This is a genomic window from Longicatena sp. 210702-DFI.1.196 (genome assembly GCF_020563125.1).
In the GTDB taxonomy this organism is placed as follows: domain Bacteria; phylum Bacillota_I; class Bacilli_A; order Erysipelotrichales; family Erysipelotrichaceae; genus Longicatena; species Longicatena caecimuris.
In genome coordinates this window covers 42,481-62,807 of record NZ_JAJCPX010000002.1, presented here as the reverse complement: position 1 = coordinate 62,807, position 20,327 = coordinate 42,481, and the positions used below count along the sequence as shown (strand labels likewise).

General features: G+C 40.6%; 22 protein-coding genes. 14 read left to right on the top strand and 8 right to left on the bottom strand.

What is annotated here, in order from left to right; all coding sequences use genetic code 11:
* Nucleotides 1-5 precede the first annotated feature (5 nt).
* Nucleotides 6-1,298 (top strand): HAD hydrolase family protein, encoded by a 1,293-nt coding sequence (locus tag LI241_RS01425; RefSeq protein ID WP_008687330.1) that lies wholly within the window; start codon nt 6-8, stop codon nt 1,296-1,298.
* 43 nt (nt 1,299-1,341) lie between these two features.
* On the opposite strand, the gene LI241_RS01420 is transcribed toward LI241_RS01425, so the two are convergent.
* Entirely contained in the window at nt 1,342-2,139 is a 798-nt protein-coding gene (locus tag LI241_RS01420) for a type III pantothenate kinase (RefSeq protein ID WP_008687331.1), read from the bottom strand.
* A complete protein-coding gene (coaBC, locus tag LI241_RS01415) occupies nt 2,133-3,341 on the bottom strand; it encodes a bifunctional phosphopantothenoylcysteine decarboxylase/phosphopantothenate--cysteine ligase CoaBC (RefSeq protein WP_008687332.1) in 1,209 nt (402 codons plus the stop codon). Before coaBC ends, LI241_RS01420 begins: the two co-directional genes overlap by 7 nt.
* 207 nt (nt 3,342-3,548) lie before the next feature.
* Between coaBC and LI241_RS01410 the strand changes: the two genes are divergently transcribed.
* Nucleotides 3,549-5,081, top strand: a complete 1,533-nt coding sequence (locus LI241_RS01410; protein ID WP_008687333.1) for a bifunctional ADP-dependent NAD(P)H-hydrate dehydratase/NAD(P)H-hydrate epimerase — start codon at nt 3,549-3,551, stop codon at nt 5,079-5,081.
* A 154-nt stretch (nt 5,082-5,235) separates the two neighbouring features.
* On the opposite strand, the gene LI241_RS01405 is transcribed toward LI241_RS01410, so the two are convergent.
* Nucleotides 5,236-5,892: a Crp/Fnr family transcriptional regulator gene (locus LI241_RS01405; RefSeq protein ID WP_008687334.1), complete on the bottom strand. Its 657-nt coding sequence runs from the start codon at nt 5,890-5,892 to the stop codon at nt 5,236-5,238.
* A gap of 88 nt (nt 5,893-5,980) precedes the next feature.
* On the opposite strand from LI241_RS01405, the gene LI241_RS01400 reads away from it, so the two are divergent.
* Nucleotides 5,981-6,673, top strand: coding sequence for an ATP-binding protein (locus LI241_RS01400; protein ID WP_008687336.1), 693 nt, complete (start codon nt 5,981-5,983; stop codon nt 6,671-6,673).
* 165 nt (nt 6,674-6,838) lie between these two features.
* Here LI241_RS01400 and LI241_RS01395 read toward each other — a convergent pair whose 3' ends face one another.
* The 5 genes from LI241_RS01395 to LI241_RS01375 all read right to left on the bottom strand — a co-directional run bounded on the left by LI241_RS01395 (nt 6,839) and on the right by LI241_RS01375 (nt 9,880).
* Nucleotides 6,839-7,048: a helix-turn-helix transcriptional regulator gene (locus tag LI241_RS01395; RefSeq protein WP_008687337.1), complete on the bottom strand. Its 210-nt coding sequence runs from the start codon at nt 7,046-7,048 to the stop codon at nt 6,839-6,841.
* A gap of 50 nt (nt 7,049-7,098) precedes the next feature.
* Nucleotides 7,099-7,419 (bottom strand): DUF6442 family protein, encoded by a 321-nt coding sequence (locus LI241_RS01390; protein WP_008687338.1) that lies wholly within the window; start codon nt 7,417-7,419, stop codon nt 7,099-7,101.
* Between the two features lie 62 nt (nt 7,420-7,481).
* Complete coding sequence (locus LI241_RS01385; RefSeq protein WP_008687340.1) at nt 7,482-7,796, bottom strand: DUF6442 family protein; 315 nt, start codon at nt 7,794-7,796, stop codon at nt 7,482-7,484.
* Between the two features lie 166 nt (nt 7,797-7,962).
* Entirely contained in the window at nt 7,963-9,207 is a 1,245-nt protein-coding gene (gene hflX, locus LI241_RS01380) for a GTPase HflX (RefSeq protein WP_227150896.1), read from the bottom strand.
* A 115-nt stretch (nt 9,208-9,322) separates the two neighbouring features.
* Complete coding sequence (locus tag LI241_RS01375; protein ID WP_008687344.1) at nt 9,323-9,880, bottom strand: biotin transporter BioY; 558 nt, start codon at nt 9,878-9,880, stop codon at nt 9,323-9,325.
* A gap of 561 nt (nt 9,881-10,441) precedes the next feature.
* Between LI241_RS01375 and LI241_RS01370 the strand changes: the two genes are divergently transcribed.
* The 11 genes from LI241_RS01370 (at nt 10,442) to fabF (ending at nt 20,326) form a co-directional block, all read left to right on the top strand.
* Complete coding sequence (locus LI241_RS01370) at nt 10,442-10,666, top strand: acyl carrier protein (protein ID WP_008687345.1); 225 nt, start codon at nt 10,442-10,444, stop codon at nt 10,664-10,666.
* A gap of 55 nt (nt 10,667-10,721) precedes the next feature.
* On the top strand, nt 10,722-11,171 hold the full coding sequence (gene accB / locus LI241_RS01365) for an acetyl-CoA carboxylase biotin carboxyl carrier protein (RefSeq protein WP_008687347.1): 450 nt from the start codon (nt 10,722-10,724) through the stop codon (nt 11,169-11,171).
* The gene (accC, locus tag LI241_RS01360; RefSeq protein ID WP_008687349.1) at nt 11,168-12,535 is read left to right on the top strand and encodes an acetyl-CoA carboxylase biotin carboxylase subunit; all 1,368 of its coding nucleotides are present in this window, start codon (nt 11,168-11,170) and stop codon (nt 12,533-12,535) included. Before accB ends, accC begins: the two co-directional genes overlap by 4 nt.
* A complete protein-coding gene (gene accD / locus LI241_RS01355) occupies nt 12,519-13,394 on the top strand; it encodes an acetyl-CoA carboxylase, carboxyltransferase subunit beta (RefSeq protein ID WP_008687351.1) in 876 nt (291 codons plus the stop codon). Before accC ends, accD begins: the two co-directional genes overlap by 17 nt.
* Entirely contained in the window at nt 13,385-14,320 is a 936-nt protein-coding gene (locus LI241_RS01350) for an acetyl-CoA carboxylase carboxyltransferase subunit alpha (RefSeq protein ID WP_008687353.1), read from the top strand. The genes accD and LI241_RS01350 overlap by 10 nt, the downstream gene beginning before the upstream one ends.
* Entirely contained in the window at nt 14,307-15,281 is a 975-nt protein-coding gene (locus LI241_RS01345; protein WP_008687355.1) for a beta-ketoacyl-ACP synthase III, read from the top strand. The genes LI241_RS01350 and LI241_RS01345 overlap by 14 nt, the downstream gene beginning before the upstream one ends.
* A 48-nt stretch (nt 15,282-15,329) precedes the next feature.
* Nucleotides 15,330-16,283, top strand: coding sequence for a nitronate monooxygenase (locus LI241_RS01340; RefSeq protein ID WP_008687357.1), 954 nt, complete (start codon nt 15,330-15,332; stop codon nt 16,281-16,283).
* Nucleotides 16,273-17,340 carry a nitronate monooxygenase family protein gene (locus tag LI241_RS01335; RefSeq protein ID WP_008687359.1) on the top strand — a complete coding sequence of 356 codons (1,068 nt, stop codon included), beginning with the start codon at nt 16,273-16,275 and terminating at the stop codon, nt 17,338-17,340. Before LI241_RS01340 ends, LI241_RS01335 begins: the two co-directional genes overlap by 11 nt.
* A gap of 84 nt (nt 17,341-17,424) precedes the next feature.
* A complete protein-coding gene (gene fabD / locus LI241_RS01330) occupies nt 17,425-18,351 on the top strand; it encodes an ACP S-malonyltransferase (protein WP_008687361.1) in 927 nt (308 codons plus the stop codon).
* Between the two features lie 4 nt (nt 18,352-18,355).
* The gene (fabG, locus tag LI241_RS01325) at nt 18,356-19,087 is read left to right on the top strand and encodes a 3-oxoacyl-[acyl-carrier-protein] reductase (RefSeq protein ID WP_008687363.1); all 732 of its coding nucleotides are present in this window, start codon (nt 18,356-18,358) and stop codon (nt 19,085-19,087) included.
* Complete coding sequence (fabF, locus tag LI241_RS01320) at nt 19,088-20,326, top strand: beta-ketoacyl-ACP synthase II (RefSeq protein WP_008687365.1); 1,239 nt, start codon at nt 19,088-19,090, stop codon at nt 20,324-20,326. It abuts the gene before it with no gap.
* Nucleotide 20,327: the final 1 nt, after the last annotated feature.

The window sequence follows — 20,327 nt, the reverse complement described above, 5'->3', positions numbered from 1 at the left end:
ATTGGATGCCAAGAATTGGAAGACGTATCTTAAAATCCAGTCTTGCGGTGTTTTTATGCTTTGTCATTTATTTGCTGCGTGGGCAGGAAGGCATCGTGTTTTATTCCTGTATCGCTGCGGTATTATGCATTCAACAAGATGTTACAAATAGTAAACGTGTCGCTTTTAACCGTATCAAAGGAACTTTTTTAGGCGGTTTTATCGGCATGGCGGTATTATTATTTGAACAAAGCTTTATTTCTCAGGACTATATGCTGATTCAATATATCATCATTTCTGTAACGATTATCGTTGTCATCTATCTAAGCGTATTGTTAAATATGAAAAGTGCTTCTTATATTTCTTGTGTCGTATTTATGAGTATAACCGTATCCCATGCAATGGATGTAAATCCTTATCTATTTGCCATAAATCGTATGATTGATACATTAATCGGTATTTTCGTTGCATTATTCATTAACGGTGTGCATTTGCCTAACCATCATCATGATACCAGCTTATTTGTTGTTAGTTTAGAACATGGTTTATATAATGAAGAAGGACAACTCAGCGCATATACCAAAGTAAAAATGAAACAGTTGCTGGAACGACATGCCAATATTGCTATCATGAGTGAGCAAAGTCCGGTGGATGTTTTATCAGAACTCAAGGATATTCCCTTGCAGTTACCGTTAATTGCTATGAATGGTGCCTGTTGTTACGATATAAAAAAACAAGAGTATCAACATTGCCAGTACATAAATGAGGCAAGCATGAAACGTCTGTTGACCATCTTTCAAGACGCAAAGATCAATTGTTTTATTCATACGGTAATCCATCAGATCTTACATGTCTATTACCAAGATCTGCATCATGCCGTAGAAGAAGAGTATTATCATCGTATGCGAAAGACGCCTTATAAAAACTACATCTGTCAGGATGTGAAAGATATGAAAAATGCCTTGATGATATTGGTAATGGAAAAAAAGGAAAAGCTGTCACTTCTCTATGAGCAGCTGCTTGCCTTGCAAGATCCTTCCATTCGCATGATTTATAAGAATGATGAAGAACATCATGCATATGCCATTTTGGAAATATATAGTGCAACAGCATGTAAAGATCGTATAATCAGTGAAGTAATGCTGAAAAAAGCTTTTACTACACTATATGTTATTTCTGAAGAAGATTCTCGTCTTTTACAGATGTCTGATAAGCGCTTTGTAAAATCAAATACAGCTGTTCATTATGTCGAAGTTGATAAAAAGAAAGAAGATGGAGCTATCCGAATGGTCGAAAAATGTTATCGTAAACGACATTAAATTCATTAAAATAGGACATAAAAAAGGTTGAGAATTGCACATCTCAACCTACTTTTGTTTCTAAACGTTTCTTTTCATTGGTATACTTCTCATAAATATGCTTTAAGCCTTTAAACGTCAGATCACGGTCATAAATATCAATTTCATCCGTATTTTTATAGATAATCTTTCCTAAACCACCTGTCGCAATGACCTTCATATCCACACCCAGCTCTTTTTTAAACTGTTTGATGATATACTCACTTTGTCCGATATAACCATAAACCAAACCGGCCTGCATGCTGGTGGTAGTAGTTTTGTTTAAGATCGTCTTCGGTTTTTTAATTTCAATTTCTGGAAGCTTAGCAGCCTGTGTCCACATCGCCTGTGCGCTTGTTTCAATGCCTAAAGCAATGACACCAAATTCAAAATTGCCATTTGCATCGACATAATCATAGGTTGTAGCCGTGCCAAAGTCGACGACTAGACAAGGCCCTCCATATTCATAATAAGCACCGGCTGCATCAACGATACGATCAGCGCCAACCGCTTTAGGGTTTTCTGCCTTGACCGAAATGCCGGTACGGATGCCAGGACCAACAACGATCGGTTCTTTATGCATATACTTACGAATACCATTCAAGAAAGAATGCATGATCTTAGGTACGACGCTGGAAATGATAACATCCTTGATATCATCGGCACTGGCTTTGGAAGCAGAGAGGAAGTTTAAGATCATAAATCCATATTCATCACTGGTACGTTTCATTTTGGTAGTCAGACGATAATTGCCAATCAATTTATCATCTTTATAAATTCCAATAGTAATATTCGTATTACCGATATCAATAACAATTAACATGAGGCTTGTCCTTTCTGTTTTTGTTTTTCTAAAAGAATCTGCAGGATCTTTTTCCCTAATTCATACTTGCTCATTTTATCTAATGTTTCCATATGATCTTGATGAATCAGTGTTGCGACATTTGTATCACCGGCAAAACCGGCACCTTCCACACGAAGATTGTTCGCAACGATCATATCACAGTTCTTCTTTTTCAGCTTGATGGTCGCATTTTCGATGAGGTTTTGTGTTTCCATGGCAAAGCCGCATAGCACTTGATGAGCTTTTTTATGCTCGCCTACATAAGCAAGGATATCTTCGTTTTTTACGAAACGAACTTCCAAGACATCCCCAGCTTTTTTTATTTTATCCTGTGCGATGGCTTCGGGACGATAATCTCCGACAGCAGCAGCTTTAATGATGAAGTCCTGCGTTTCATATTCCTGCTTGACCGCTTGAAACATCTCGGCAGCTGAGGTGATGGAAATACGTTTCACACCTGCAGGAACAGCTAAGGAAGTAGGACCGCTGATCAAGGTGACCTCTGCTCCCATATCTTTTGCGGCACGAGCTATTTCATAGCCCATTTTGCCAGTGGAATGATTGGTTAAATAGCGTACCGGATCCAAAGCTTCCTGCGTTGGACCAGCCGTAACTAAAACATGTTTTCCTGTTAGTAATTGTTCTTCCATCAATAGCTGTTCTACACGTTCTTCAATGATGGTAATATCTTCTAATTTTCCTTTACCGATATCACCGCATGCCAGAAAACCGCTCGCTGGTTCAAAGATTTCATAGCCATAAGAACGACATAGGTCTAAGTTTTTCTGGGTGATAGGATTTTCATACATACCGGTATTCATTGCCGGGCAGATGACCTTCTTACAGCTGGCAGCCAGAAAGGTTGTCGTCAGCATATCATCGGCAATGCCATGTGCTATCTTCGCAATGACATTTGCCGTCGCCGGAACGATTACAAAGATATCTGCACGCTGTGCGATGGAAATATGTTTGACACTGCGATCGGCTACTTTTTCAAACGTAGACACCATCACATTGTGTTTTGTCAGAGATTCAAAAGTGAGAGGGGTAATAAATTCTGTTGCATTCTTTGTCATGATGACTTCTACATCATACCCCTTTTTAATGAAATTGCTTGTCAACTGGGCTGCCTTAAATGCCGCAATGCCGCCAGTGACCCCCAATACAATCGTTTTTTTCATAAACGCACCTCTTCAGGATGTAACTATTTATTTTCATTTAAGTCTTAATCATTATAACGCAAACCGGAAAACACCACAAGAATTACTAAATGAAAAATGAGAAAAAATTCACAAGCACTGATTTCAGGGAAAAGATTATGTTTTTCGTAAGAAAAGAAAGCGTTTCATAGCGGAATCCGTTATAATATAAGTAAAGGAAGTGGTACTATGAAGGCAGTTACCGTAGAGACAATGCGAAAGATGGATGAGACAGCAATTCACACTTATGGAATTCCATCAACCGTCTTAATGGAACATGCGGCGATGGCGGTATGTGGCTACTTTTTAGCACATATAGAAAAAAGCAAACATGTTTTGATCGTTTGTGGTCCAGGAAATAATGGCGGCGATGGTTTTGCGTTAGCGCGTTTATTGGTACAGGAAGGTTATACGCATGTACAATTACATTGTTGTGTGGATTATGGGCATATGTCTTTGGATGAGGCCGTTTTTGCTAAGGTAGCAAATAGTTATCAGATTCCATGCTCACATAGTGAGGAACGAAAGGATATCGAACAACTCATACAGGATGCGGATATTATTGTAGATGCTTTATTTGGAACAGGCTTATCAAGAACGATATCAGGTTTTTATGATCGCTTGATTCTTCAGATTAACTTGGCTGATAAAATGGTTATCAGTATCGATATCGCCAGTGGTATTCATGGAAATAGCGGACAAATTATGGGATGTGCAATACAAGCAGATATCACCTTGACGTTTGAAAGCTATAAATTGGGGCAAATTTTATATCCGGGCAGTGCCTATAGTGGAAAGATCATTCCTTTATCTATTCAGATGCCGAAAGCCATCGAGCAAATGGCAGAGGGACTGCTTGTCTTAGAAGACGATCTTGTAAAAACGTTATTGCCGCAGCGTTCTTCTCATTCGCATAAGGGTACTTATGGAAAAGCGTTAATGATTGGTGGCAGCAAGGAGATGCATGGTGCAGTCACCATGGCGGCAAAAGCTGCTTTGCGCAGTGGAATTGGAACACTTACTTTATTTGTACCGGATTGTATTACCTTATTATTGGCCAGTAAATTGGAAGAAAGTATGATCATTGGGGCAGCCAGTGAAGATGGTTTCTTTGCCCATGATGCTATTACTGCCTTAAAACGCATTCTATCGCAATATGATATGATCATCATAGGAAATGGCATGGGACGCAATGAAGCAGGCAAAGAGCTTGTAAGAACCGTGTTAGAAAGTGATCGCCCATGTATTTTAGATGGCGATGCTTTATATGAAACAGGGAAGATTACCGCGGCTTTGCAACGTCCATATCCGACAATCTTAACACCACATGTAAAAGAAATGAGCTATCTCAGTGGACATAGTATCAAAGATATTCAACAGGATCCTATCGCCGTATTAAAGGAATTTTTACGTAAATATCCTTTTTCGACGGTTGCTTTAAAGGATGCACATACAATCATTGCCAATAGCCAGCAGATGTATTTGAATCTTGCCGGTAATCATGCTTTAGCAAAAGGGGGCAGTGGTGATGTATTGTGTGGTATCTTAGCCGGTCTGTTTGGACAAAGCAAAGATGCTTTAACAAGTGCTGCCTGTGCTGTCTATGTACATGCCTTAACTGCTGATTTATTACTTCAGGATGAAGACGCAAACAGTATATTGCCAAATGATTTAATTGCTTCTTTGTCAGAAACCTATCAGATCTTACGAGAAGAAGAATAACATCGCAAATTTCTGCAGTCAGCATAAAACAGCGATCTTAGCAATATAAAAAAGCGGAAATGGGATATGAGCAACGATGCGCTCTTATTGCCATAACCGTCTTTTTTTATGTAAACTATGCAAGGATTTGTACAAGGTAACCAAGTGTATACTTTTAACGTGTTTTAGTTTTAGGAAATATCACATGGTTTTTATGGATGCGTAAGTAGCCTTCCTTTTGCATCTTTGATAATTCATTTGATAAAGCACTGCGATCAACGCTTAAATAATCAGCCAGCTGTTGGCGGTTAAAAGGAAGATAAAAATCATTGCTGTGTTGTCGAGTTGCCTCAAAGGATAGATAGGATTGTAAGCGCGCTCGTATTGTTTTAGCAGAGGTATGGAAAATTCTACGCGATAGATTAAGATTTTTTTGTGCTGTCAATGTTAACAGATTTTGAATTAAAGCAGGGTGAGTAGAAGCAGCCTTGATCATAGCGTGGGCATCCAGAAAATAAACCTCACTATCTTCACTGGCACTCACGGTTACCAACATTACTTCATCTGGCAGACAGGCATAAGTTTCCGCAAAAATGGTTTTTGGACCAATACTATCTAAGACACTGCGATTGCCCCATAAATCATAGGTTTCTATTTGGATACGGCCAGATACAACAATTCCCAGTTCGCGTATCCTTTCACCGGCATGGTAAATGATTGCTCCTTTTGAGAATTGCTCTTTATGCATGCGAAGACGTGGCAGCAATGTTTCTAATTCTTGTGGAGCAATGCCTTGAAACAATGCTGTTTCTAATAGGAAAGAAACCTTCATGTTTTCACCTTTTGTTGTTTTAACAACATACTTTCTATTTGTATTGTAGTATACTGCCATTGTGATGTCAATAAAGGAGGAATTTCGTATGTTGCGAAAAATTATACAGATAGAGGAAGAACGTTGTGATGGCTGTGGGTTATGTGCTCAAGCATGTCATGAGGGTGCCATCGGCATGGTGAATGGAAAGGCAAAATTATTGCGTGATGATTATTGTGATGGTTTGGGTGATTGTTTGCCGGTATGTCCGCAAGATGCCATTCATTTTGTGGAACGAGAAGCGGCAGCCTATGATGAAGTGGCTGTAAAAGAACATATGGCAAAACGCAAACAGCAAGCACAGGGTACTTGTGCTTGTCCAGGAAGTGCTTCTATACAACTATCTCAACCCAAACCATCAACAGAGCTTAGCGGACCTTCTTCACAGCTTCGTCAATGGCCGTTACAGATACAGCTAGTACCATTGCAAGCACCATATTATGATGGAGCAGAATTATTGATTGCGGCTGATTGTACGGCATATGCTTATGGTGACTTCCATAATAGGTTTATGCGTGGAAAAACCACCTTGATTGGTTGTCCTAAATTAGATGTGGTAGATTATAGCGAGAAATTAACGGAAATCATCAAACGCAATGATATCCGTAAAATTAGTGTTGTTCGTATGCAGGTGCCTTGTTGTAAAGGGTTAGAGCATGCAGTCACTAAGGCAATCGCAAATAGTGGGAAGATCGTGCCATGTGATGTGATGATTATTACAAGTGAAGGACAATTACTGTAATAAAGCATACCAGCATAGCAAAAGTATGCATCTTATGGCAAAAGAACTATCAGACACAGTATGAAAAACATAAGTAATACATAGATAAAAGAAAAGATTCTAGAGCAAATCAGTGATGGATACGCGGATAGAATCTTTTTCGTTATTATGAATTTGAAAATAGGTTTATTCAAAATAGAAAAGCTCTTCAAATTTTTTATCTAATGCGATACATAAGATCAAAGCCAGTTTCGCTGTGGGATTAAACTGACCGGTTTCAATGGAGCTGATCGTATTGCGTGAAACACCCACCAGTTCCGCCAATTGACTTTGTGATAGCTTCTTTTCACTACGTACATCTTTTATATGATTTCTTAATATCAGCTGTTCTTTCATATTGTCATCCTTTCTATACGATGCTTAAATACCATTCTTATTAAGATGGATCATAGAATGATTCTATAGACATAAATGGCTGTGAAAAGAAGTGTCAGCACGCTATAAACAAAGAAAACGATACCTTCATGGCATAGATGCAAAGCCGCGTATTTTACATAAAACAAGCCTGCCATCATAGCACAATATACGGCCCAGTTGCTAAAACTTAAACTTCCCATAAACAAAAGTTCTAGGATACTAATTATAAAGCAAGCTACAAAACCAGTATAAACAGCAATGTTACTTGCGTTACGTAAAATATAAAGCTCTCTTTCATCCTTACCTTGCTGCTCTATGCGGCTTTTGGCAAGTATTTCTTCTTTTTCCATTATTTTTCCACTGCTTTCCTATTTATCCATTTTTGAAAATATCTTGTCTAATAGGAGATTGTTTATCCTTTCCATATAAAGACGATTAAATTCAGTATAGCACATATGCCCCAGCATAGCATAGGATAGATATTTTTATGCACTTTATCCATACGATATTTATATACATAATGGGCAAATAGAAAAGCTGCATACATAGCTAATATGTCATCAATACGTTGCCCTTTAAGAAATAGCTTGAGAAAGACAAGGATAAAGAAAACAATTGCCATTCCAACAGCACCATACATGAAGCCTTGGGTAGTGATATAAATTTCACGTTCATCTTCTTTTTGATATTCCTGCCTACTCTTCATTAAAATTTCATCTTTATTCATAAGTGTTCCTCCATTTGCCAAGTTTACTTGGTAAATATAGTATATCATGCCAAGTTTTATTGTCAATGATTATTGCAAAGTTTTCTTGGCAATATACAAGTGTCATCGCGTTATGTTAATGAAATAGTACTTTGTCATAAAACATAAAAAGCCGCATTTTAGCGGCTTAGGCATAAAGCTGTATGATGTATTGTTGATACTTTTGATACAATTCTTCATTCAACAAGGCATCCAAATACATGCCTTCCTCTTGATCTTCACGCTCTAGGATACAGGCTTGTTTCATCAAGGCTGCATAAATAGTGGTTTGTTCATAAGGAAGCTGTAATTTTACATGGTGTTCTTGGGCGAAAAGCTGTTTGTTTAAGGCCGATAATAAAGCATCCATATTATTTTTTGCCTTGGCGCTGATATAGAGCTCATGTCCTTTGCTATGAGGATAAGGATACTCTGTTTTATCACATTTATTAAAAACTGTTAGCATAGGAAGATCTCCAGCGCCGATTTCCCGTAAGGTTTCCATGGTAACAGCCATATGCTTTGCTTTTTCTTCATCACTGGCATCTACAACCTGCAAGAGCATATCGGCGTATTTTACTTCTTCTAAAGTAGAGTGAAAGGCTTCAATTAATTCATGTGGCAGCCGATTGACAAAACCAACGGTATCACTTAAAAGAAAGCTATGTCCATGTGGCTGTGCAATACAGCGAATGGATGTATCCAATGTCGCAAATAGCATATCTTTTTCAACAACCTGTTTTTCTTCTTTATGTGCACTGCAGCGCAAGAGTTGATTCATGATCGTCGATTTACCGGCATTGGTGTAGCCGACTAAGGCTACTAAGGGTAAGCGGGAACGCTGTCTTGCTCTTCGTTGGGTATGACGCTGCGCTTCTACTTTTTTTAACTCTCGATCCACCTCATGAATGCGGGCTTTGATGCGTCTGCGATCGAGCTCCAATTGCTTCTCTCCGGCACCTTTATTCTTACCACTGGCACTTTGTCTGCCTAATTGGGTATTTGCCCCAATCAAACGTGGTAAGAGTTTTTTTAATTGGGCACTTTCTATCTGCAAACGAGCAACCGGAGTCACTGCACGTTTTTCAAAGATAGCAAGAATCAAATCGGTACGATCCAGTACCGGAATCTGAAATATTTCCTCAAGATTTCGTATCTGTAAAGGAGATAGCTCCTGATTAAAGATGATAGTATCTACTTTTGTTGAGGTCAGATACGTTTGAATTTCTAAACATTTTCCTTTACCGATAAAGGTACGAAAGTTGATAGCCTTTAGCGGCTGTTTAAAACATGTTACGATGTTCATATCACAAGCTTTGATAAGCTCGATGAATTCCTCATTTTCTTCTTGCGGTGTATCAATATCTGCAAATACAACGATAATATCTTCCATATACGTCCTCCAATACTCTATATTGTACTATGAAGGAAGGAATTATTCGAATGATAATTTTCTAAAATAAGATATTTTGTTCTATTAGAAAGGTTTTGATCATTCAAAAACAGTCTTATTCACAGATTAGAATACGTTTAATGGAAGATACCATGGATAAGCGAATGGCACAGAAACAACCAACGGCCATGCTAATGGAATCACTGATAACAAAAGGTGCAGCTCCAATGGCAATGATACTGGAAATATCTTTAGCACTTCCCATATAATAGTTAAAAATCAGATACATATAGCCACAACCTATCAGATAAATAAAGCATAACGCACATAAGCAAAGTGGATATAGCTGATAAAAATGTGTAAGCTCATATTTATGACGAAGAGCTGAAATCAGACAAGCCGCAAAAGGGAAAGATAATAGGAAACCAAAAGATGGCTGTAAGACATAACTGAGACCACCACCGCTGGCAAAAACAGGTAATCCAACAAATCCCATCAGAAAGTAAACACCATAAGAGGCTAAAATTTCTTTTGGACGTAAGAGAATACCGGCGATAATCACCATCATCGTTTGAAGGGTCAACGGTATGATTCCAGTGGGAATTGTAATACGAGAACCCAGTATATATAAGATCGTAAAAAAGGCACATAGTGTTAATTGTTTTGTTTTCATTTGTAAATCCTCCTGTTCACGAAAGAGAGTATACTGCGACTTATTTTGATTGTCAAACTTTTTTTTACTTTATTGATAATTTCATAAACTATATGAAAGAGAGAAGATATTACATATTTTTTATTTGGGAAAGGGAAAATGAAAGTGTAAAAGAAAAAGAAAACTTGAAGATGGTTCGTTGAAAAATGATATGAAATATTATGAATCATCGTACGCTTACTGGTGGTGCCATTAGGCTACATGAGGAAAAAGGAAGACGATTTCTGCGAACCTAGGTGTTAAAAACAGCCTATTTTCAAGGGAAATGAGAGAAAAAGATAGCATTACAAATTATGTGAAACTATGTGAAAATTAAAATTTGACCATCAAACTATTTACTTTTGAATATCAAAGTATTAAAATACGTTTGAATTTCAAAATATTGGAATTCACCTCGACAACAAAAACACTATTAATCTCCTAGTTGAAATGTTATCTAGTTTTTAATACTAAAACTATTGACAATTAAAACTAGGAGTGTTAATCTTTTAGCAGTTACAGAGTAACCAGGAGGAACAAAATATGTTTGAAAAAGTAAAAGAAGTATTAGTAGAAGCAATTAACGTCGATGAAGATATGATTACTATGGAAGCAAACCTGAAAGATGATTTAGGTATTGATTCTTTAGCAGCAGTAGAGCTTTCCTTAGAGCTGGAAACAGAATTTGATGTCCGCATTGAGGATGAAGAGCTTGCGAAATTGGTAAGTGTTGCTGATATCGTTAAATTACTGGAAAGCAAGCAATAAAACGCAAAGCCAAGATGACTTGGCTTTTTTAAAATCTATTCATGGGAGGTAAAGCATGAACACAGAAACGATAAAAGAAATCATCAAGATCTTTGAAGATTCCCAATTAGCAAAAATGGAACTTGAAGCAGATGATATGAAAATAAAAATGGAAAAGCCGACAGGAAAAGAAGTAACCTATGCGCCAACTACGACGCTTCCCTTAGCTCCACAGCCTAAGGAAGCACCTGTGCAAACAGCTGTACAAGAAGAAAAAAAGGCAGGTTATTGGGTGAAAGCACCGATTGTTGGAACATTTTACAGCAGTCGCGCAGCTGGCAGTACGCCATTTGTGGAAATCGGTCAGAAGGTGAAAAAAGGCGATGTTCTTTGTATTATTGAGGCGATGAAAGTAATGAATGAAATTCATTCGCCAATCGATGGTGTCATTGCGGAAATCTTAGTTACGAATGAGTCTATGGTGGAATTTGATCAAGAGCTGATTCGTATTGGAGAGGCCGCATGATTCGCAGAATATTAATTGCCAACCGTGGCGAAATTGCTGTTCGCATTATTCGTACATGTAAAGAGATGAACATTGAAACGGTTGCGGTGTATTCAACAGCGGATAAAGAAGCATTGCATGTGCAGCTGGCAGATTATGCTGTCTGTATCGGGAAAGCAAAAAGCGCTGACAGCTATTTAAATATGAAAAATATCTTAAGTGCAGCATGCATGACGGGCTGTGATGCCATTCATCCCGGCTTTGGTTTTTTGAGTGAAAATGCCAAGTTTGCCCGTTTGGTTCAGCAATGTGGTCTAATCTTTATCGGTCCTAGTCCGGATATCATTGATAAGATGGGAGATAAAAATCATGCCCGTCAAGTAATGATAAAGGCCGGTGTACCAGTGATTCCCGGCAGTAAGGATATCTTGAAAACCAGGGAAGATGCGTTAGCTATGGCAGAATCCATCGGTTATCCGGTATTGATCAAGGCAGCGAATGGTGGCGGTGGTCGTGGTATGCGCAGAGCCGATTGTGCAGAAGAGGTCATGGATGCCTATGAAACGGCAAGAGCTGAGGCAAAGGTCTGCTTTGGGGATGATGCGGTGTATATGGAAAAATTCATCGTTGAGCCCAAACATGTTGAAGTACAGCTGATGGGTGATCATTTTGGCAATGTTTTGCATTTGTATGAACGTGACTGTTCTTGCCAGCGGCGCAATCAAAAGCTATTGGAAGAAGCACAATGTCATACACTGGATGCGAACACACGAAATCATTTATTACAGGACGCTGTCAATGCCTGCAAAGCAGTTGGCTATGATAGTGTAGGAACGATAGAGTTTTTATTAGATGCACGTGGGCAGTATTATTTTATGGAAATGAATACCCGTATTCAGGTGGAACATACCATCTCCGAGGAAATCACGGGAATTGATCTTATCAAAATGCAAATTCGCATTGCCGAGCATCAAAAACTGCATATCAAACAAGAGGATATTCCTTGTCTTGGACATGCCATCGAATGCCGCATCAATGCGGAAAATATTAAAATGAATTTTGCGCCTAGTCCTGGAACTATCAAATTTATCAACTTTCCCCAAGGACGCAATGTACGTGTGGAAAGTGCCGTCTACAACGGTTATCAAATTCCTCCGTTTTATGATTCCATGATTGCCAAGATCATTACCTTTGCGCCAACTCGTTTAGAATGTATCAAACGTATGCGCATTGCCTTGGAAGAATTGATCATTGAAGGAGTCGAAACCAATATTGAATTTCAGTATCTGTTGCTGCATCATCCGACATTTGTCAGCGGCAAGTATGATACCGGTTTTATGGAAACATTCATAAAGGAGCTGAAAGAGGATGGAACAATTATTTAAAACACGCAAGATGCGCTTGGATTTATTCAAAAGCCGTCGCAGCAGTGATCAGAAACAGCCGATTGATGTTCCTGAGAATCTTTTTCGCAGTTGCAGCGAATGCAAAGAAAGCATTCCATTTGAGGATCTAATGCATAATTTATATGTTTGTCCGCATTGTGGAGCACATTTAAAACTAACTGCGCATGAACGCATACGGCAGATCGTCGATGAGGGTAGCTTTGTGGAAATGGATAAACGTATGACGTTACTTGAGGGAAGAACATTCCCTGGGTATGAGGAAAAGTTGGAGCGTTTACAAAAAAAGACTGGTTTATATGAAGCAGTGGTTACCGGTACGGCAAAATTAGGTGGTATCAAATGCGCACTAGCTATTATGGACAGCAATTTCTTTATGGGCAGCATGGGGCAGATCGTCGGAGAAAAGATTACCCGGTGTATCGAATATGCGACGAAGAAAAAACTGCCACTTATCATTTTTTGTACAAGTGGAGGAGCGCGTATGCAAGAAGGTATTTTATCTCTTGTGCAAATGGCAAAGACAAGTGCAGCGCTTGCTAAACATCATGAGGCAGGGTTATTGTACATCAGCTATCTGACGCATCCTACCACCGGAGGTGTATCTGCCAGCTTTGCGATGCTGGGAGATATTATTTTGGCAGAACCGAAATGTCTGATTGGATTTGCTGGAAAGCGGGTCATTGCCTCGACTGTTAATGAAGAGCTGCCAGCTGATTTCCAAACGGCTGAATTTGTGTTGGAAAAAGGTTTTATTGACCGTATCGTGGAACGCAAAGATTCACGCAATGTGTTGATCCAACTGCTGCGTCTTCATGAAAGGAGAGTTTCATGGGATTAAGAGAAAGTGAGGCAAAGATTGCCTCTTTAGAAGCCTCTTTAGCATCCTTAGAAAGCGAGGATATCTTGCAAAAAGAGGCGATTGTAAAACAAATAGAAGAAATACGCCAAACGGCGTATACACATATGGATGCCTGGGATAGTGTATATCTGGCTAGACATCCCAAACGGCCCAAAGCGAGTGATTATATCGCCAGGCTGTTTGATGATTTTATGGAATTGCATGGCGATCGTTTCTATGGAGATGATGGTGCCTGTCAAGGGGGCTTGGCAAGTTTTCATGGGATTCCGGTAACGGTCTTGGCACAAAGCAAGGGAAAAACGCTGGAAGAAAATATGAAGCGTAATTTTGGAATGCTGCAGCCGGAAGGGTATCGTAAGGCCTTGCGTCTGGCAAAACAGGCCGAAAAATTTCATCGCCCGATCATTACGCTGGTGGATACCAGTGGTGCTTATCCGGGAAAAGGAGCGGAAGAACGCGGACAGGCAGAAGCTATTGCGCAATGTCTGCAAGTATTTGCCGATCTGAAAACTCCCGTTATTGCCGTTGTCTTAAGTGAAGGAGGCAGTGGTGGTGCTTTGGCTTTCAGTGTTGCGGATCAGATCATGATGTTGGAACACGCGATTTATTCGGTACTATCTCCGGAAGGGTTTGCCAGCATTTTGTGGAAAGATGAAAAGCGGGCAGCAGAAGCAGCCAAAGTTATGGAATTACGAGCACAGGATTTAAAACGTAAGGGTGTAATCGATACGATCATCAAAGAACCTTTGGGCGGTGCTCATCATGATTTAGATTATGTTATTGCCCAATTGGATGAAGAATTGCTGAAACAGTTGGAGCGTTTAATGAAAAAGAAAGAAAAAACACTGTTAAGTGAACGATATGAGAAATTCAGAAGGATGGGACAATCCTATGAAGGGATGTAAAGTAAAAGGGCTTGGCTATGCCAAAGCCAAACGGAAGGTAACCAATGATGAGCTATCAACTTATGTTGATACAAATCATGAATGGATACAGACACGTACAGGTATTGAAAGCCGCTATATTTCAGAGGATGAAAATACGAGTGATTTAGGTGTGAGAGCCGCGAAAATGGCCTTGCAGGATGCGCAAATAGATCCGAAAGAGATTGATCTGATTATTACGGCGACCTTTACGCCGGATAAAACGACACCAAGCACTGCTTGTCTGATTCAATCCAAACTTGGGATGAAGGAGCAGGCGGTCATGGCGTTTGATATTAATGCAGCATGTTCTGGCTTTCTCTATGCCTTACAGACGGCACACAGCTTATTAGCGATGAATCAGGCAAAATGTGCTTTGATCATTGGTGCAGAGGTTATCAGTAAACAATTGGATTGGGAAGATCGCGCTACTTGTATTATCTTTGCGGATGGGGCAGGAGCCATGGTCTTAAAGCAGGAAGATACCGCTTGTCGAATGTTTCACTATGCGCGCAGCATGGGGGATGAGCAAGGCATTATTCACAGTGATGCTCCACTTCCTCGTAAATTATTTGAAAAACAGATATATACACCATCCCTTGTCCGCATGAATGGCAGTGAAACCTTTCGCTTTGCCGTAAAGGCCATGCAAGAAAGCATGGAAGCTGTATTGCAACAGGCTGGTGTTAAGATGGAGGAAATCGATTGGATCATTCCTCATCAGGCCAATTCGCGTATTATTGCGAATGTGTGTCGTCGCTGTCATATTGATATGGCTCATGTTTATATGAATATTGCGGAGTATGGGAATACATCTGCAGCCAGCATTCCTTTAGCCCTTGGGGAAATGAAGGAAAAAGGTCTGTTAAATGAAGGGATGAAATTAGTATTAAGTGGCTTTGGTGCAGGTTTTACTTGGGCCGGAGCTTATATTGAGTTATAGAAAAGGTTCGCAATGATACGATGTATCAGGAACAAAAGGAGAACAATCATGTTAATCAATGAACTCTTAGGTATTCGCTATCCGATCTTTCAAGGAGCGATGGCCAATATCGCGACAGCAGAATTTGCGGCTGCGGTATCCAATTGCGGTGGTTTAGGCATCATTGCCACCGGTGCGATGGATGAGGTGCAGACAAGAGCTGCTATCAAGAAATGCAAACAATTGACAAAGCAACCCTTTGGGGTCAATGTAATGCTGATGAATCCGCATACGGAGGCAATCATGCAGGTGATCATTGAAGAAAAGGTTGCTGTTGTGACAACCGGTGCGGGAAATCCCGGACCTTATATCGAAGGATTAAAAGCAAGTGGCTGTAAAGTCTTTCCTGTTGTTGCCAGTGTGGCTTTAGCACGCCGTTTAGCAAAAAGCGGTGTTGATGGACTGATCGCAGAAGGTGGCGAAAGTGGTGGTCATGTTGGTGAAACCACGACAATGTCATTAGTACCACAGGTCGTAAATGCTGTATCTATTCCAGTAATTGCAGCTGGTGGTATTGCCAGTGGGAAACAATTGAATGCAGCGCTAAGCTTAGGGGCAGTCGGCGTACAGGTAGGTACCTGTTTATTGGTGAGTGAAGAATGTCCAATTCATGAAAATTATAAAAAAGCGGTGCTGCGGGCAAAGGATCTGGATAGTGTCGTGACCGGGCGTAATGCGGGGGCACCGGTACGTATCTTGAAAAACCAGATGGCGATCCAATATCTGAAGCTGGAACATGAAAATGCGCCAAAGGAAGAATTGGAAAAACTGACCTTAGGCGGTTTGCGAAAAGCCGTATTTGATGGTGATGTGAAGCATGGTTCTGTCATGATGGGACAGGTTGCCGGTATGTGTAAGGAAATTCGTCCACTCAAAGACATTTTCGCTTCCTTGATCCAGGAAAGTCAGGAAGAAATCATTACATTAAACGAAAAAGTAAAGGGATTAATTTATGCAGAATAGGATTCTTTTCCATAATGGAAAAAGCTTAGAAGTACCTGTGATACAAGGTGGTATGGGAGTTGGTATTTCACTATCTTCCTTAGCCGGTGCTGTGATGAAGGAAGACGGCATGGGGGTTATCAGTGCAGCACACCCGGGATATCGTAAACCGGATTTCTGGGAAAACAGCATGATCTGTAATATTCAAGCCATGCATGAAGAAATTGCAAAGGCAAAAGAATGGGCACAGGGAAAGGGCTTATGTGGTGTAAATATCATGGTGGCAAGTAAAGATTATGAGTTTTATGTGAAAGCTGCCGTTGATGCTCAAGCGGATGCCATTATTTCCGGAGCAGGACTGCCAATGCATTTGCCAGCCATTGTTAAGGATGCGGATATTTTACTAGCACCAATCGTATCCAGTGGCAGAGCGGCAAAGCTGATTTTGAAGACCTGGGATCGCCATCATCATCGCCTGCCTGATTTTATCGTCATTGAAGGTTCTTTAGCAGGAGGTCATTTGGGCTTTAAGAAAGAAGATCTTATCACAAATAAGGCAGAGCCTTTAGAAAAAATCTTAGCCGATGTAAAAGCCCTTCTTCCTGAATTTGAAGAACGCTATCAGCGACAGGTACCGATTTTTGTAGCAGGGGGCATTTATGATGCGCAAGATATCCGCCACTTTTGTGATTTAGGAGCTGCCGGTGTACAAATGGGCACGCGTTTTATCGCCACACAGGAATGTGATGCATCGCCTGCTTTTAAAGAAGTGATTGTGCAAGCCCAAAAGGAAGATATCGAACTGGTGAAAAGTCCTGCTGGATTACCGGGAAGAGCGGTGATGACGGATTTTATGCGTCAGGTAAAAGAAAAGCGTATAGCGCCATCCCATTGTATTGGCTGTATGTTGCCATGTAAACCGGCAACAACGCCATATTGTATCAGTGAGGCATTGATTCATGCCGTACATGGTGAGGTAGAACAGGGCTTAGTATTTGCAGGAGCCAATGCGTGGCGTATTACGGAAATCGTCACAGTAAAACAATTGATGGATGAACTAAAAGCAGCTTTTATTTAGGTTCATTTATATACGAATGAGTTATGAGCGTATCATCTGCATTCTAAGCAGATGCATGCCATCATATACGTAAGGAGGACATTCATGAAAACAGCCTTTTTATTCTCTGGTCAGGGTGCTCAGCATCCCGGCATGGGAAAAGATTTATATGACAACTACGCTATCGTCAGAGCCATCTTTGACAGCAGTACTTTAGATTTCGATGTGAAACAACTTTGTTTTGAAGGTCCAAAGGAAACTTTGGATGATACACAATATGCTCAGCCTGCAATCTTCTTACACAGCATGGCTTGTGCAACGCTGCTACGTTCTTTTGGCGTTGAAGCAGATGTGTGCGCTGGCTTATCATTGGGAGAATACAGTGCCTTATGTTATGCGAATGCTTTCTCAATTGAAGATGGTACGAAGATCGTTGCTCAGCGAGGCAAGATCATGGCCAATGCACTGCCTTCAGGAATCAGCAGTATGGCGGCTATTCTGATGTTAGAAGAAGCGAAAATCTTACAGGCTTGTGAAGAAGTTAAGGCGTTGGGCGTATGTGAAATTGCCAATTATAATTGTCCGGGACAAATCGTAATCACCGGGCATAAAGCTGCCGTTGAAGCAGCAAGTAAGCGATGCTTAGAATTGGGAGCAAGACGCGTGATTCCTTTACAGGTCAGCGGGGCGTTTCATTCTTCCTTATTACTAGATGCGGCTAAAGAGTTGCGTAAGGTCTTAGCACAATACAATATTAAACAGCCATCCATTCCAGTGTATCACAATATATCGGGAAAACCAGAGAAGACCGATCTGAACACAATCTTAAGTAAACAAATTGCACATTCTGTCTATTTTACGCAGACGATTGAACATATGCTGGAAGATGGTGTAGATACCTTTATTGAAGTTGGTCCGGGAAAAGCTGTCAGTGGTTTTGTGAAAAAATGTTGCAAAGGGCATGACGTAAAAATCTTGCATGTCGAAGATGAGGCAAGCTTGAAGGAATGCCTTAATGCATTGAAAGGATAGTCATATGGAAAGAAAAACAGCATTTATCAGCGGTGCTTCCCGCGGTATCGGAGAAGCTATCGCTATCACCTTATCAAAGGAATACGATGTCATCATCAATTATGCCAACAGTGAAGCAGGCGCAAAAGCAGTCTTAGCCAAGCTTGATCCAAGCGGCAAACATAAGATGATGCAATGTGATGTTGCCAATGAACAGGATGTTAAGGAAATGATGGATACCATCGTGAAAGAATATGGACATCTGGATGTCGTTGTGAATAATGCCGGCATCACGAAAGATAATTTATTATTAAGAATGCGTGAAGAAGAATTTGATGATGTCATTCGCATTAATCTAAAAGGAACGTATAACTGTATCCGCCATGTGGCAAGGATCATGATGAAACAGCGTCATGGCAAGATCGTCAATATGGCAAGTGTTGTCGGTTTATGCGGCAATATCGGTCAGGTCAATTATGCGGCTAGTAAAGGCGGTGTTATTGCGATGACCAAAGCGGTAGCAAAAGAGCTGGCACCTAGAGGCATCAATGTCAATGCTGTAGCCCCTGGGTTTATCCAGACAGCGATGACCGATACATTAAGTGAAGACGTACAGGCGAATGCCAAAAACAATATACCGATGAAAAAATTCGGCAGTGTGCAGGATGTTGCCAACGTCGTGAAGTTTTTATGCAGTGAAGATAGTGATTATATAACAGGACAAGTCATCGCAGTTGATGGCGGGATGGTGATGTAAATGAAAAGAAGAGTTGTCATAACCGGAATGGGTGTTGTAAGCCCAATTGGAAATAACGTAGAAGAAGTATGGGATGCTTTGCAGGAAGGCCGTTGTGGCATTGGAAAGGTTACCCATTTTGATACAAGTGAGTTTCGTGCGAAACTTGCAGGTGAAGTCAAAGATTTAGATATGGAACAATATTTCACAAAACGTGAATTGAAGTTTAATGATCGTTTTACCCAGTTTGCGCGTATCGCCGCGAAACAGGCATATGCTGACAGCGGTTTGTCTGAAGATACGATCAAGGCCGATGCCTTTGGGGTAATCCTAGGAAGTGGTATTGGTGGTATTGCAACGATTGAAGGTGCAAGCACAACTTTGAAAGATCGCGGACCTAGTCGCGTTTCTCCTTATTTTATCCCAATGGCATTGATTAATCTGGCACCGGGAAGTGTAGCAATTGATCTGGGAGCGAAAGGGAATGTTTCCAGTGTGGTAACAGCTTGTGCAGCGAGTACCAATGCTATCGGAGAAGCCTTCCATCGTATTCGTGATGGCTATGAAGATATCATCGCAGCCGGAGGAAGTGAAGCGAGTATTACACCGGTTGCCATGGCAGGCTTTGCCTCTATGCGTGCCTTACACGAGGGGGAAGATCCAATGCGTGCCAGCATTCCATTTGATGCGCAGCGTAAAGGCTTTGTAATGGGAGAAGGTGCCGGTGTGCTGATTTTAGAAGAATTGGAACACGCCCTTGCCCGTAAAGCAAACATCTATGGTGAAATCGTAGGATATGGAAGTACTTGTGATGCCAATCATATCACGGCTCCATTGGCCGATGGCAGCAGTGCCGCAAAAGCTATGCAGATGGCAGTAAAAGATGCCGCTTTGCAAATGCAAGATGTTGATTATATCAATGCCCATGGTACTAGTACACCGCTGAATGATTCCAGTGAAACACTGGCAGTAAAGAAAGCTTTTGGTAAGGATGCTATGAAGCCATATGTATCCAGCACCAAATCAATGAGCGGTCATTTATTAGGTGCCAGCGGTGCTTTAGAAGCTATTATTTCCACATTGGCAGTACAAAACGACTTTGTGCCGGCAACGATTAATTACCAGCATAAGGATGAAGCTTGTGACTTGAATCTGGTGGTCAATGAAGGCCTGCATACACCTGTGCATGTGGCAATGTCTAATTCCTTAGGATTTGGCGGTCATAATGCCAGCATTATCATTCGAAAGTGGGAGGAATAAA